At 35.8% G+C, this 14,843-nt stretch carries 11 protein-coding genes; 4 read left to right on the top strand and 7 right to left on the bottom strand.

Features of this window, described 5'->3' with window-relative positions; genetic code table 11:
- Positions 1-423: 423 nt before the first annotated feature.
- From F6K54_RS25395 to tmk, 3 genes are all read right to left on the bottom strand, one after another.
- Positions 424-1,899 carry a family 10 glycosylhydrolase gene (locus tag F6K54_RS25395; RefSeq protein ID WP_293083631.1) on the bottom strand — a complete coding sequence of 492 codons (1,476 nt, stop codon included), beginning with the start codon at positions 1,897-1,899 and terminating at the stop codon, positions 424-426.
- A 904-nt stretch (positions 1,900-2,803) separates the two neighbouring features.
- Positions 2,804-3,406, bottom strand: a complete 603-nt coding sequence (locus F6K54_RS25390; protein ID WP_293083628.1) for a glutathione S-transferase family protein — start codon at positions 3,404-3,406, stop codon at positions 2,804-2,806.
- 417 nt (positions 3,407-3,823) lie between these two features.
- Complete coding sequence (gene tmk / locus F6K54_RS25385) at positions 3,824-4,489, bottom strand: dTMP kinase (protein WP_293083625.1); 666 nt, start codon at positions 4,487-4,489, stop codon at positions 3,824-3,826.
- 893 nt (positions 4,490-5,382) lie between these two features.
- On the opposite strand from tmk, the gene F6K54_RS25380 reads away from it, so the two are divergent.
- Positions 5,383-5,541: a hypothetical protein gene (locus F6K54_RS25380; protein WP_293083622.1), complete on the top strand. Its 159-nt coding sequence runs from the start codon at positions 5,383-5,385 to the stop codon at positions 5,539-5,541.
- 33 nt (positions 5,542-5,574) lie between these two features.
- Complete coding sequence (locus F6K54_RS25375; protein WP_293083619.1) at positions 5,575-5,913, top strand: hypothetical protein; 339 nt, start codon at positions 5,575-5,577, stop codon at positions 5,911-5,913.
- A 1,100-nt stretch (positions 5,914-7,013) separates the two neighbouring features.
- On the opposite strand, the gene F6K54_RS25370 is transcribed toward F6K54_RS25375, so the two are convergent.
- Positions 7,014-9,344 carry a cation-translocating P-type ATPase gene (locus F6K54_RS25370; RefSeq protein WP_293083616.1) on the bottom strand — a complete coding sequence of 777 codons (2,331 nt, stop codon included), beginning with the start codon at positions 9,342-9,344 and terminating at the stop codon, positions 7,014-7,016.
- Between the two features lie 1,453 nt (positions 9,345-10,797).
- On the bottom strand, positions 10,798-11,418 hold the full coding sequence (locus F6K54_RS25365; RefSeq protein WP_293083613.1) for a Uma2 family endonuclease: 621 nt from the start codon (positions 11,416-11,418) through the stop codon (positions 10,798-10,800).
- On the opposite strand from F6K54_RS25365, the gene F6K54_RS25360 reads away from it, so the two are divergent.
- Positions 11,405-11,545: a hypothetical protein gene (locus tag F6K54_RS25360; RefSeq protein ID WP_293083610.1), complete on the top strand. Its 141-nt coding sequence runs from the start codon at positions 11,405-11,407 to the stop codon at positions 11,543-11,545. The genes F6K54_RS25365 and F6K54_RS25360 overlap by 14 nt on opposite strands.
- A 903-nt stretch (positions 11,546-12,448) precedes the next feature.
- Here the strand turns inward: F6K54_RS25360 and F6K54_RS25355 are convergent.
- The gene (locus tag F6K54_RS25355) at positions 12,449-13,228 is read right to left on the bottom strand and encodes an RDD family protein (protein WP_293083607.1); all 780 of its coding nucleotides are present in this window, start codon (positions 13,226-13,228) and stop codon (positions 12,449-12,451) included.
- Positions 13,229-13,240: 12 nt separating this feature from the next.
- On the opposite strand from F6K54_RS25355, the gene F6K54_RS25350 reads away from it, so the two are divergent.
- Complete coding sequence (locus tag F6K54_RS25350) at positions 13,241-13,405, top strand: hypothetical protein (RefSeq protein ID WP_293083605.1); 165 nt, start codon at positions 13,241-13,243, stop codon at positions 13,403-13,405.
- Positions 13,406-13,675: 270 nt separating this feature from the next.
- Here F6K54_RS25350 and F6K54_RS25345 read toward each other — a convergent pair whose 3' ends face one another.
- Complete coding sequence (locus F6K54_RS25345; protein WP_293083602.1) at positions 13,676-14,794, bottom strand: hypothetical protein; 1,119 nt, start codon at positions 14,792-14,794, stop codon at positions 13,676-13,678.
- Positions 14,795-14,843 lie beyond the last annotated feature (49 nt).

Genomic DNA, 14,843 nt, shown 5'->3' with positions numbered 1-14,843 from the left:
ACCACAAAATGTAGTATCGAAGAAGGAGTCAGGAGTCAGGAGACAGGAGACAGAATTTTAGAAGAAAATCATAGCTGCCGTGATTGAGTAATCATGTATAGCAAGTATTTATACGTAAATTTTTACTCGGAATTTGATCGACGAAAAAAGTAATTGAGATGATTTGCATAGTATAAATACCTACCTAGCTACGGATTTATATACTACTTTAAATGCTACAAATTGACGTGCGGAATGTGGGTTTAATACCATTTTTAGGCGTTGCTGATTGTGGGTATGATTTTGCCCCCCTAGCTCCCCAATTTTGGGGGGAATAAAACTCTAAAAGTCCCCCAATTTTGGGGGATTTAGGGGGCTTTACCAGAACCAAACAATCGCGCATTCGTACTTCAATTGAGCAACGCCCCATTTTTAAAATTAAATCTACAAAGATGATTTAACTCTGTTCGCTGTTTCTTCTGGTTCTCCAGAAAGTGGGAAAACTAACACGCTTTTAATATTGGAATTATTCACTAATTCGTCAAGGCGGTGTAATTGTTGATCGGTAATACCAATACCGTCATATTGTTTGGCATAATTTAATTCTTCTTGAAAGTTATCTTCATTATAAGCTTGAATAAAGACTCGATCTACTAACCATTTTTCCCAGTCTGCAGCAAAATATTTTTTCGCCCAATAAGGGTTATGATGACTAAGGTCAAAACTAACTGAATTGTTGGCTTTTTTCATTTCTGTTATCATCTGTTTGGTAAAGCTTGTTAATTTTGCTGTCCGGTCTACTTTTCCTGGTAATTCTGCATGATATCCTAGATAATCATCCCATTGAACGGCATCAATTGTTGGATATTTTTTGACAAATTCAACTAAAATTTTAGTAAAAAAGTTAGCTACTTCTTCTACTTCTACATCCAAGACATAATGTTCTATTCCATCGTAGGTTTTATCCACTCCGGGAACTATCCATTTTTTAGCAATTGCTAAGTCAAAAATCGGACTATTTTTATCTATTTTAATGCCTTTTTCAAAGTAAGCATGAACTTCTATTCCTTGTTTATGTGCTTCATCAATTAACCAAATTAACCATTGTTCGTTAAATTCATTAGGGCAGCTATTTGCTCCTAGTATTTGTTGCATTACTTCACTTTTGTACATTGTACAACCATTTCCCCAGACTCCGTGAATTATGGTATTAAATCCTTGTTTTTTATAATAACGAACTCTTTCACGAATTGTTTTTTCATCCGCATTATTAGTTACATAATAACGACTTAAGTAAATTCCTCTAATTTCTTTTTTCTCCCAAGGAGTTAAAACTTTATCGTTGAGGGAATTATTATTAGGCTTAACTGGATTAACAGTATTTTTTTCGACAGGAATAGGTGATGGTGATTCTATTTTAGGTAAATCTGGTGCATTTTTGACGGTTTCTGATGAAGATGATTGAGATGATTCCGTTTGGGTTGAGTCAGTTTCTTTTGATTTTAAAAAGGTTTCTTGTTCAAGGGAATTATTATTAGGCTTAACTGGATTAACAATCTTTTTTTCAGCAGGAATAGGTGATGGTGATTCTATTTTAGGTAAATCTGGTGTATTTTTGACGGTTTCTGATGAAGATGATTGAGATGATTTGGTTTGAGTTGAGTCAGTTTCTTTTGATTTTAAAACAGTTTCTTTTTCGGTTGATGTCTCTTCTGATTTTACAGTGGGAATAGGGAGATTTGGAAATTTATCTTGTAGCCAAGAAACCACTGAATTGTCAGATACGAATTTAGACAAATCGATCTGATTTCTCTGGATAAACCACCAGTAACTTCCACCTAAAATCATCAAAAAAATTAGAATTTCTACCAAACAACCTGAATCAAAAAGACGAGAAGAATTATCCTTTTTTTTAGACATATTCAAGAATTTAGAATTTAGAATTTAGAATTTAGAATTTAGAATTACCGAATAATTAATAATTAATAATTAATAATTAATAATTAAATAATTCTGGTTTAAAGCCTCCCCTTTTAAGGGGAAAAAAAGAAAAAATATTTCCTTATATTCAATCCTCTCGGTTTTAACCAGAGGTAATTATCAATTATCCATTATCCATTATCCATTAATGAACTCTTATTATAAATTAAGAGGATTGGATCAAAGGATTTTTTTTCTTATCTTGGTCTCATGGATATGGCGGAGGTTTCCTCGCCATCCCACCCGACGGGAAGCTGCGCAACATATTTACGGAGCAAAATGACCGCTTTTTTCTCCATGAATGGGGAGGCTTTAGACCTAATTTTTTGGTAAAATTTTAATAAATTTAGATTAGATTTTTTGATTTAGTTAATCTCAATTTAATTTAATCCCCCGGAATAATTACGTTATTACTAAATACATACAACTTCTGATAGAAAAATTTCGGAAATTTATATTTAACTTAATATGTAAGCATTCAGCTATAGCATTCAGTGGTCAGTTTTTCCTGTAAAATGCACTCAAGTTCAGCTTTTTAATCAAGGAATTGCTCTTTGAACTTCTACTACATTTTTAACTCATAAATTGAAGCACTAGAACTAGAAGTCTGAGTTATTAATATAAGCAATTTTGTAGTAGGAAATATATTAGATATGACTTAAAAGCTGATGGGTGCATCTCATATTGGCAAAAATACTTTTTTCCTATATATTTCCTGTTCCCTGTTCCCAGATCCGGTGTTCCCTAAAAGCAATAACTTTTTGGCTTTATTCACGCATTGAGATGCACCCAAGCTGATAGCTGATAGCTGACTGCTGTTTGCGCAGCATTCCGTAGGAAATGCTTACCTTAATATAGAACGATAAAGGGGCTGATTTTTTACTCTTTCTATCCAATTTTGGATTGCTGGAAATTGGCTTAAATTAAATCCTCCTTCATCGGCAACATGGGTATAAGCAAATAAACAAATATCAGCAATAGTGTACTGCTCCCCTACAAAAAATTGATGATTTTCTAAATGTTTTTCCATGACATTTAAAGCTGCATAACCTCCTGTTTGTTTTTGCTTAATTTCTGCTTGATATTCTTCTGCTTTTCCTAAAATACTTATCCAATAACGAGAGGTGGCAATATAAGGTTCATGGCTATATTGTTCAAAAAATAACCATTGCATAACTTGAGCTTTTTCCCATTTATCACTAGGCAAAAATTTTGTTCCTTCACTGAGATAAAAAAGAATTGCATTAGATTCAGATAAAAATTTTCCTGGTTCTATTTCTAAAGTAGGTATTTTGCCATTAGGATTTTTTTGTAAAAATTCTGGGGTACGACTTTCTCCTTTTGTAATATCAATTTCGATTCTTTCAAAAGGGATTTCTAACTGAGTTAACAGTAGACGGATTTTATAGCAGTTACCAGAGGTAGAAAATTCGTATAATTTCAACATATTTGTCAAGTTAACTTCATAATAATTTATCTACAAACCAAGGATTAAAATCCTTGGCTAATAGCTTAAGTCATCTTAAGATGACTCTTGAGAAGTATGCCATCTTTTTCATCTTTTTGTGTTGTGGTTAATCAGTGGAACTTGATATAAGTTAAGTATTAGGGCATGGGAATTGGTATTACAGGGGGTAAAAATGCGGTTATATCATGTCCGGTTGAACAGTGATAAATAAATAACTACGGAGGAGTCAGTCCTCAGGAGTCAGGAGTCAGGAGGAAAGAGGGAAGAAAGAAGAAGAACTGGAGTTGAAGGAGAAAGTTTTTTTATCACTAATTATCCGGACATGATATTAGTGGAGGATTAATCCACATCTACCCTATCCTCCTGACTCCTGACTCCTGAATCCTGACTACTTCTTCAAGTCCATTCTATTAATTTTTCCCTCAGAATTTCTTGAATTTGTTCTTGAACTTTATCTATAGTCAGATTAGCATCTATTCGTACTATCAAAGGATTACTTTTAGCTAATTCTTGATAGCCTTGTTGCACCCTTTGATGAAATTGAATATCTGCTTGTTCCATCCTATCAATTTTACCTCTATTTTTAGCCCTAGTTAAACCAATTTCAACATCAATATCTAACCAAAAAGTTAAATCGCTTTTTAACCCACCCGTAGCAATATAATTAAGTTTTTGAATTAAATCTAAATCTAAACCACGACCATATCCTTGATAAGCAATAGTCGAGTCAGTAAAGCGATCGCACAATACTATAGCCCCTTTTTTTAAATAGGGTTTAATCAATTTTTCAATATGTTGAGACCTATCTGCTGCATATAGTAATAATTCTGCTCTTTCTTGAATTTGTTCTTCAGATATATCTGTATTTAATAGTAATTCTCGTAAAACTTTACCTAATTTTGTTCCTCCTGGTTCTCGGGTGACAATTACTTCTAAATTTATAAATTTTGATAAAAGTTTGCTTGATTGTTTTTTTTCTAATAGCCAATCTCGTAAAAGTTTAATTTGAGTGGTTTTACCCCCTCCTTCTACACCTTCAAAGACAATGAATTTACCCATCATTTTGCATTTTATCTAGGATTCTTATCAATCAAATTATTCTATCATGCCTGGTTGAATACTTATAAATAAATGAACACTGGCACAGGAAAAATAAAAATATTTGCCGTTGAAGCGAGAGGATATGTTTTTTTTACCGAATAATTAGTAATTAATAATTAAATAATTATGGTTTAAAGCCTCCCCTTTTAAGGGGAAAAAAGAATAATATTTCCTTATATTCAATCAAGAGCGGTTTTAACCAGAGGTAATTATCAATTATCCATTATCAATTATCAATTAATGAAGGACATATAGCAATATGATTTGAGTTGTGAGATATTGAAGGTTTTTGTTTTAGGGAATAGGTATGGAGGGAAAAAACGAAGAGATAAGAATAAGATAACTGCTATATTCTATGCTTTAAAGGAACACCTCAATTCTCACATCTGATTCCTGATTGCTATAATATTACCTATAGATAAAATATTAATTGATATTTGATATTTTTCTTTTAGCTGTAAGCATTCAGCCGTCAGCTATCAGCTATTGCTTTTAGTTAGTGATAAAAGCTTTCTTAATTGAGAAACGAAAAATCTTACTACAAAAGTCAGCTCCAAAGTCTATTTCAATAATTGATAATTGATAATGGATAATTGATAATTACCTCTCCCTAAAAGGAAGAGGATTGAATCAAAGGAAAATATTTTCTTGTTTCTCCTTTAAAGGAGAGGCTTTAAACCTTAATTATTCGGTAATTAGGGTTTGCTGAAAAAGTATGATTGTGATGATAGGGAACACTTAACTGGGAACAGTTTAGACGTAAGCATTCAGCTATTAGCTGTCAGCTATCAGCTCTCATGAAAGGGTTTAAATGAATATAGACTGTTTTAGCCGACTGATGGGGAGATGGGGAGATGGGGAGATGGGGAGATGGGGAGATGGAGAAATATTTGGTAATGGTTGAAGATGGAACATTTTTTTATACCGAATTAAACGGATTTGATATTACAATTGGTTGGGGTTTGAGTCCCCATCCACTTCTTCCTTCTTCCTTCTTCCTTCTTCCTTCTTAAATTCAAATAATTTTTCTGTTCTTGGAGTTTTTTATGGCTCGCTATAATGGTGTATTTACTATAGCTGTCGATGTAGAAAATCTACTGTTAATTTTGACAGATATTCTAAATTCTTGTGGTTTTGAAGTTGCCCATATTCAAGGTAGCTATTTAATGGCTAGTGAAGTTCATAGTCAAGTTATTTTCTCTCAACTTGTTACTTTAGATATAAATGTTGGCATAGTAACTAATACTGAAAAAATCAAAATAAATCTAGTAGCTAGAAATGAAGAAATTCCTTTAAAATCAGATAATCATTGTCGTCAAAAATTTGATTTGTTAACTCAGTCCATAATAGAAAATCCTAATTGGGAATTTATCGACAGCATTTAAATGATGGAGGAGTAATTTCAGTTATCAGTTATCAGTTATCAGTCAGGAGTTAGATAGGGCGATGTGCAGGAGGAAAAAAGAAAGAACAGAAGAAGAAAGTTTTTGGGTAGTCCTGCATGGTAATGGTAAGAATATATATTTTTTAATTTCTCCCACTCTCCCCATCCCCCCATGAGGAAACGGAGACACAGGGACGCGGCGTGTCGGTGACACCCTATCTCCGCGTCTCCGTGTCTCCCCCTCTCCGTGTCCTCAAGAACTCCCATCCCCCCATCTCCCCATCTGATATCATGTCCGGTTGAATAATTAGACTTTGGTGGAAGGAAGGCAGCGGGAGCTGGAGGCAGGAGGCAGAAGGTTTTCTCAAGAGTGTCACCTTGATTTTATACACGCTCCGATGCTACCGGACACGATATTACGCACGGACACTAAATCCAGTGAAGGCGTTTTGCTCCGCTTTATATGTTGCGGAGCTTTGCGTTAGCAAATGCCATTCGCCCCTACATATGGAGTTTTCAAGGTGAATTTGTGTAAGTCTTGAAAATGTTTCATCTGAGCGCCAGAGCGCAAACCTTCCTAAATTCTCTTCACTCCTGGGTAGTCCTACGTGGTAATAGACATCTCCGAAAAAGATATAGATTTTTTGCAGGAGTAGGCAACAGGCAACAGCTCATCTGGCAACAGGTAAGATGTTTTTACGCGCAAAGGTACGAAAAAAGATTTTTTAGGGTGAATTTTTCGTATCCTTAGTCTGCTCTAATTAAAAGATTTATTTTCTGGATATGTCTAATGGTAAGAATATATATTTTTTAATTTCCCCCACACTCCCCATCTCCCCATCCTTACAATGGTAAGTTTTTAAGATTTGACACGGAGAGGCGGTGAGACGGGGATGGGGAGATTGGATAATTGAGTAATTAATTCAATCTATTTTCTCTATGTTATTAAAGAAAACCCTCGCGTCCATCTATCTGCGCGTCTTCCCCTCTCCGTGTCTCCGCGTCCTCAAGAACTCCCGGCGTCCTCTCCCCTCTCCGCGTCTCCGTGTCTCCCCCTCCCCGCGTCCTCAAGAACTCCCATCCCCTCATCTGACTCCTAATTCAACGAAATGTACTACGCAACAATAAAGAGTTTGTCACAACACTCACAGAACTAAATGCCATAAAAGCACCCGCTACAGCAGGGTTGAGAATAATACCAAAACTCGGTAACAACACCCCCGCAGCTACAGGAATGCCCACAATATTATAGGCAAAAGCCCAAAATAAGTTTTGACGAATTTTGTTGAAAGTAGTACGACTGAGTTTAATTGACTGCACCACATCCATCAACTTATCCTGCATCAACACAATATCAGCAGCTTCCATTGCCACGTCTGTACCAGCTTGCATCCCAATACCCACATTTGCTTGAGCTAGAGCAGGAGCATCATTAATACCATCTCCCACCATTGCCACTTTTCCAGCATTTGACTGCAAAGAAGCGATCGCCTCTGCTTTTCCAGATGGTGCCACCTCTGCCAAAATATCCTTTGAGTTGATATTTAACTGTTGGCCAATAGTTTCGGCAACAGAAGAGCGATCCCCTGTTAATAACATCACTCTTAAACCCATACTTTGTAAACGTTGCACTGTTGCTTTAGCATCATCCCGAAGCACATCACTAACTCCGATAACTCCAGCTAATATTCCATCCACAGCAATATAAACTGTTGTTTTGCCGTTTAAAGTGGGGATATTTTCAGCATTCACAATAATTTCATGGCTTTTCAACCATTCCAAATTTCCCACTAAAACAGGTTTACCATCTACAACAGCAGATATTCCTAAACCAGCTTCGGTGTGAAAGTCTGTAGCTGTCAGTAATGACACACCCTCTTGTTGAGCTTTTTGTAAAATTGCTTTTGCCAAGGGATGACTTGCACCACTTTCCACTGTCGCTGCAACTTGTAATAACCATTGCGGGTTATCCCCGACAATATCGGTAACGGTGGGATGCCCTGTAGTTAATGTTCCAGTTTTGTCAAAGACAATAGTATCTAATTCATGTACTTTTTCCAGCACATCCCCACCTTTAATTAATAAACCTCTTTCTGCACCAACACCCGAACCTACTAATATTGCCGTGGGTGTGGCTAAACCTAATGCACAAGGACAAGCAATAACTAAGACGGCGATAGTTAATTTCAAACTTAATAATAGTGGGGAAGTGGAAGTGGAATGTGCCATCATCATCCCTTCATGGTTAGTTATCTGCAACACATTCGGCCAGATATTAGTACCTGCGAAATACCAAAATAGGAAGGTTGCGGAAGCTATAGTCATTACGCCGTAGGTAAAATAACCTGCCACAGTATCTGCCAAATTTTGAATGGGTGCTTTACGGGTTTGGGCGGTTTCGACTAATTTAACTATTTGAGCTAATGTAGTTTCCGAACCTGTGTGAGTTGCCTGGATAACTATAGCGCCTGAGTTATTGATAGTTCCGGCAGTAACTTTAGCGCCACATTCTTTTGTTACAGGTATAGACTCCCCAGTCAGCATCGACTCATCTATTGTTGTTTTGCCATTACATATTTCCCCATCCACAGGAATTTTTTCTCCAGGCAATACTTGGAGATATTCTCCGACTTTGACTCGTGAAGCTGGAATTTCTACAGACTCAAAATTATTCTCCCCGTTTGGTGGAGGGACTAAACGTGCGGTAGCGGGTTGGAGTGCTATTAATGACTGGAGGGTAGATGCTGCTCTATATCTTGCTTGTTGTTCGAGGGTTTTGCCAAGAAGGATGAAACCAAGGATCATTACTGGTTCGCCAAAAAAGCATTCCCAACCTAATTCAGGAAATAGTAGAGCAACAACACTGGCAATGTAAGCGGTTAGGGCACCGAGGCCAACTAAGGTGTTCATGTTAGGGGCGTTTCGCCAGAGACTCTGAACACCGTCGATGATAATTTCCCGTCCTGGTAGTAATAAAGCTAAGGTTGCTAATGCTGCATGAAACCAAATATTACTCAAAATGGGAATTTCTAGACTAATGAAGTGCCCCAAATGTCCAATAACTGAGAGAATAATGAGGAAGGCAGCGATCGCTATCCGTCTAATTTGTTGTTTAATTTCTTGGTTATGGCGCTCAGTTTGTTTTTTGGTTGCGTCTATTTCGGAGGTATCGAGACGTGGTTGAGTAGGGAAACCGTTATTTGTGAGTTTTTCGGCGAGGATGTTTGGATCGATCGCCCCTGTTTCGCATTGGACGGTTGCTACTTCGGTTGCTAGGTTGACTAGAGCTGAGATAACACCTGTTTGTTGGGTGAGTTGGCGTTCGACTGCTTTGACACATCCGGCGCATTTCATCCCACTGACATCAAGGGTGATGGTTTCTGATGGGGAGCGATCGATATTTGTTGTTTCTGGTTTGGAGGCAACTTGCATAAAATTTTCTCTACTAATTAAACTATTGAAGAAGGAGTCAGGAGTCAGGAGTCAGGAGTCAGGAGAATGGAGTCTATGGGGATTCTCACCCCACCAACCGCATTTACACCGTACAGACGGTGGAATATTAAACCCATAAGGGATAAAGATAACTTCCGTAAATTAATGTAACATCAAAGTTTTGAGCGGATAAAATCTTACTTTTGACTTCTAACTTTTGACTTTTAATTAGGGCTTGCTGATTAAATATCAAAGCATTGATATATAAAGACTTTAGCCTTTTAGGGAACGAAAAAACTGCCTGGTATCACGTCTAAAACGCTCAAAAAGTTAGCATTTTGGGCAAGAGTTGAGCAGAAAAATCTTGGGACAAAACTTAGCTCCTATCTCCTCTAAATTCCCATTTCTCCTGTCTCCTGTCTCCTGTCTCCTGTCTCCTACCCTCACCCATAAGACTTTTTCAGCAAACCCTAATTAAGGATGAGATTTATATCATGTCCGGTAGCATCGGTATTGTATAGCAAGAGTAGGGAACAGGGAACACTTAACTGGGAACAGTCAGGAATACCTAAGAGCAAGAAAAAAACTTAAATTTCCTGTAGATGTTCACCTTTGGGTTTACACGCTCCGATACCAGCGGACATGATATTACCTGTTCAAAAAAGATTCATCCCTTGATTCAGCAACGCCCAAACTTTAAAGTTTTGAGCGGATAAAATCTTACTTTTGACTTCTAACTTTTGACTTTTAATTAGGGCTTGCTGAATAAGTCTTTTTGCGCTCGACAGGGAGTAGGAACCCAGCCCTCGCCCCTCCCCCTCCCAGGAGGTAGGGCTGTTTCATTCTCAATAGACACGGGGACGCGGAGACACGGAGACACGGGGATGGAGGCTTTTAAGCGGTATTGAACCAGATATCCTCTCAGAGTTTAACTACACCTATTGGCGCTCAAAATAGGCAAATTTTAGTAAATTTCAGTGTTCCTCTATCCCCCATTACTCCCATTCTCCTTAAATCGTTAATATACTACTATACTTTGAAACAGCCCTGCCTCCCAGGAGGGGAGTAGGGAGTAGTGAAAACTCAAGAGGAATCAGGGGTTGTAGAAGACATACAAAGGAAAAATTATCTCAGGCCCAAGTCTACCCAATTCTTACCCAAATACTCAATTTTTGAGCATTCTTAGGGGAGTTCAGGGGTACTTTTTCACTACCTAAAAAGCCTAAAACCAATATCAGTAAAGACTTTTATATTTAATTAGCAAGCCCTAATTAAGGATGAGATTTACCTGTTCAAAAAAGATTCATCCCTTGATTCAGCAACGCCCAAACTTTAAAGTTTTGAGCGGATAAAATCTTACTTTTGACTTTTGACTTTTGCATTTTGAATTTTAATTTTTGACTTTTGACTTTTGCATTTTGAATTTTAATTTTTGACTTTTGACTTTTGACTTTTAACTTCCAAATATTTGTTCTGCGGTTAAATTGAGTTCTGGAAAAGTCGGGGAACTCACCGCATCTTGACCTCTAAATAAATTCATCGCATATTCACTTTCAACTAAATTACAAACTGAAATAGTTGGTTGTTTCGGGTCTCCAATATATCGGCGACCTCCTAAACCTAAATAATCAACTATCCAATATTCGTTTATCCCTAATCTTTCATATTCTGCAAGTTTTATTAAATAATCATCTTGCCAATTGGTACTTACTACTTCTATGGCTAATTTAACACTTTTACCTTGAGTAACAGTCGATCGCTTATTCCACATTGGTTCGTTTTCCATAGCATTATCATCTAATACCATTACATCAGGAATATAAGCGGATTTATCCGAATCTATGGCTTTAATTAGTCCCTGTCGAGGGATAAAAAAAGGTAAATTCAGACGCTCAATGTTAACTGATAGTTTTGAAGCTAGAAAACCAGCTACTTTTTCGTGAGTTCCAGTAGGTTGCACTTGAAAAATCTCTCCATTATGTAGTTCAAATCGACCATAACCATCAGGATACCAGTCCCAAAACTCCTCTAAAGTCATTAACTTAATATCCGGTTTTTCTGTGGAAATAAGCATCTTAAATACTCCTAATAATTTCGGTTTTGAAGAAGGCAGAAGCCAGGAGGCAGAAGGCAGAAGGGAAAAGATAAATCTATTAGGTTCTCAGGAAAAATTCACGGAGGAAAAGCAGCAAGAAAGTTAGATAATTTCTGTGGCTTTAACTGGCTTTATTTAAGTTATTTCTCCATAAATATAATAGTAGGTATTCAGGCATCGGTTATTAGCTATCAGCCATTAATTTTGTGGAAGGTCATTTTAGTTATCAGTTATCAGTTATCAGTACCTCTGCAATAAGGTGGCTTGAAATATGGAATATGCTCTTTTCTCTTAGTCGATTGGATATGGCGAGAAGACCTCGCCATCCCTGGACCGCTTTTTATTCCCTTAAAAGGGGAGGCGCATACCCAGAATTTTTCGGTAAAAATAATTGAGAAATTGAAACAGAATAAAAGTTACTGTTAAAGTCCCCTTCCTAAACCTTAGAAGTAATAAATAATTACTAATTGCTGAATGCGAGTGCATTCCGTAGGAATAGCTGACTGCTGATAGCTGTTTGCGCAGCATTCCGCAGGAAATACTTACCTCTAATATAGGAAAAAAAATAGCGACCGCTCCATAGTTAACTTAATTTTTTAACATTTTATTCCAGCAACTTTTTTTAATTAATTCGTAAGCATTCAGCCATCAGCAATCAGCTATCAGCTATTACTTTTAGTTTACTATCAAAGCTTTATTAATTGTCTTACTAGAAAAGTAGGCTCCCTTGACCTTAAATTCTATTTTAATTTAAACACTGTCCTATATGAGAAAGTCTTGTTGCTGAAGTCCGCAGTTCCTCCGGAGGAGGCTAGCTGACAGCTAATAGCTGTTTGCGCAGCATTCCGCAGGAAATGCTTACATTAATTCTACCCCAATAAGATTTCACCTAGGACTGACTGAATAATTAAGGCTTAAAGCCTCTCTTTACCGTGTCAATCTTCTCCTTGAAAAGAAGAGGTAATTGTTAATAATTAATAATTAATAATTAATAATTAATAATTAATTGTTAAACGTCTTCTTCATAAGCTAAATAAACAGCTTCTAAAAATTCTGTAGCAGAAACTTTTTGTGGAGTTTGTTTCAAACCAATAATTTCTTTTGCTTCAGTTGCTAATTTTTTACTCAACTCTATTTTGGCTTGTCTAGTCATTAACTTAGAACGTTGTAAATATTCTCGAATTACAGCAAAATCTTCAGGTAATAATTGAGAAATATCTGCTTCTTCTAGTAAATAATTTGCCAATTTTTTTGCTGTTTCGGAAGTCGAAATTATATCGGCAACTGCCTTAACTTCTTGAATAACAATTGTACCTGCCATCCAGTCTCCTAAACGTTTTTCTTTTTTACTAAACAAAATTAATAACATTCCGATAAATAAAGTATCATCTACCGGACGGAATAAAGCTCTCAGGGTTGTTTGTTGTAATCTAACTGGTCTACCATCATCACGAATAACCCTAATTTTCACATAACGTTTTCCCGGTGTTTGCCCTTGCCAGATAGTTTCAAAAATCACAAAATATCCGACATAAATAACAAAGAAAATTAATAACTGAATTGAAACTATCCACAATGATACCTGCTCATTATCACCTCCAAAAGTTTTCCATATATCTAAAAATTGAATAGAAAAAAAGATGCCAAATATCAGGACAAAAAGTAAAATCAGACTCCAGATAATGTAATCGATGAATAAAGCATAGACACGGTTGCCCACTCCGGCTAAATTAAAATCTAATTCCACACTTTCTGGAGTTTGTAGAGAGATTTGATTAAAAAATTTCATTGTTAATTATTGATGATATTTTCTGCTTACTTATTTGCTGCTAAGAAAATTAAATGTTTTTTTCTTAACTGTAAATCTATACCTTCTCGACGACTGCGGAGGTTTTATCAGTTATCAGTTATCAGTTATCAGTTAACAGTACCAATGGCTGAAGCATTATTGGGATTGAAATACTGAAGTTTACTTTTAGAAGTTTAATTAGTTTTATTGGATTTTGAGACATGGCTAAATTTACCTTTCTACAACATTAAATATCTTGTTTTCTTAACTGTAAATCTATACCTTCTCGACGACTGCGGAGGTCCTTTCAGTTATCAGTTATCAGTTATCAGTTAACAGTACCAATGGCTGAAGCACTATTGGGATTGAAATACTGAAGTTTACTTTTAGAAGTTTAATTAGTTTTATTGGATTTTGAGACATGGCTAAATTTACCTTTCTACAACATTAAATATCTTGTTTTCTTAACTGTAAACCCATACCTTTCCGACTTGTTTGGAAGTCATAATAAATCACAGCTTTGATTGTTTGCCAGAATGGTAATAAAAGTATATTACTTAAGGAAATAATAGCATAATCTTGTATTAAAGATGCTAGTAAATAGTTTGGACTTCCTAGTACATTGCCTAATATCATTACTATAATACTAAGCGGTAATAGAATCGTCATGTCAAACGGCAATACAAGTATTCTTACTGCGCCTAATGTATCAAATAAACTATTAAATGAAATATTAAAAAATGTTGTTTTTAGGATTAAAATATTTGAAAATATTTCTGAAATAATATTCAATACCATGCTAATAGGTAAAGCAACTAAAATTGCTGTTAGCAGTATCACAAAAATTCGCCCTATATACCCTTTTGTTAATTCCCAACTTCGTCCTAAACTTTTAGTTGCTGTCATATTTTCTTCAACTGCCAAAGGCATATCAAGAATAAAAAAACGAGTCAATAATCGAATTGTTAAGTAGTAGCAAGTCACTATAAATATCATACCTATAAATCCAGAGATTATGATCGCCAATATCACTATATTATTTTGTATAATATCTGGCTGAATATTTAGCTCAATATTCGCTATAGCAGCCATAACACTTATAGGAAGAAGAATAATAGAAATAAGAATTACTATCGCTACAGGAAAACTTAGATAAATGCCAACTACAATTAAAAATAATAGAACAAAAGCCCAGAAAAAAGACCGCATTTTCAGTGTTAAATTTCGCCTAACTTCACGAACAGTTTCTGGTTGATTAGCTAAGATTCCGAATACTAATCTATTAATTATTGCACTATTAACAATTGATTTTGCCGTACAAAAAGCAAACAATAACAACCAAACAGGAATTAATAAGAAAAAAATTGAATTTGAGATATTTGCTTGACCATAACTCAAAATTAAAGATACAGGAATTAAAGCTAAAAATGGCAATAAAAACCATAAAGTTGCTCGAATAGCTACACCAAAATAAGACTGAAAATTATCCCGATAAATTCGGATACTAGCACTAACAATATTCCCAGTACTTAGGAGTTCAATTGGTGTTGTTAAATTTTCAGACATGGCTAAATTTACAACTGATAACTGATAACTGATAACTGATAACTAATAA

It is taken from the genome of Okeania sp. SIO3B5 (genome assembly GCF_010692555.1).
In the GTDB taxonomy this organism is placed as follows: domain Bacteria; phylum Cyanobacteriota; class Cyanobacteriia; order Cyanobacteriales; family Microcoleaceae; genus Okeania.
This window is presented reverse-complemented; position numbering and strand designations above follow the sequence as displayed.

Excerpts from the sequence above, each read along its gene's own strand:
- F6K54_RS25345 (WP_293083602.1), bottom strand. The coding sequence starts at position 14,794 with ATGTCTGAAAATTTAACAACACCAATTGAACTCCTAAGTACTGGGAAT.
- tmk (WP_293083625.1), bottom strand. The coding sequence starts at position 4,489 with ATGATGGGTAAATTCATTGTCTTTGAAGGTGTAGAAGGAGGGGGTAAA.
- F6K54_RS25380 (WP_293083622.1), top strand. The coding sequence starts at position 5,383 with ATGGGGAGATGGGGAGATGGGGAGATGGAGAAATATTTGGTAATGGTT.
- F6K54_RS25355 (WP_293083607.1), bottom strand. The coding sequence starts at position 13,228 with ATGAAATTTTTTAATCAAATCTCTCTACAAACTCCAGAAAGTGTGGAA.
- F6K54_RS25365 (WP_293083613.1), bottom strand. The coding sequence starts at position 11,418 with ATGCTTATTTCCACAGAAAAACCGGATATTAAGTTAATGACTTTAGAG.
- F6K54_RS25375 (WP_293083619.1), top strand. The coding sequence starts at position 5,575 with ATGGCTCGCTATAATGGTGTATTTACTATAGCTGTCGATGTAGAAAAT.
- F6K54_RS25390 (WP_293083628.1), bottom strand. The coding sequence starts at position 3,406 with ATGTTGAAATTATACGAATTTTCTACCTCTGGTAACTGCTATAAAATC.
- F6K54_RS25395 (WP_293083631.1), bottom strand. The coding sequence starts at position 1,899 with ATGTCTAAAAAAAAGGATAATTCTTCTCGTCTTTTTGATTCAGGTTGT.
- F6K54_RS25350 (WP_293083605.1), top strand. The coding sequence starts at position 13,241 with ATGATATTTTCTGCTTACTTATTTGCTGCTAAGAAAATTAAATGTTTT.
- F6K54_RS25370 (WP_293083616.1), bottom strand. The coding sequence starts at position 9,344 with ATGCAAGTTGCCTCCAAACCAGAAACAACAAATATCGATCGCTCCCCA.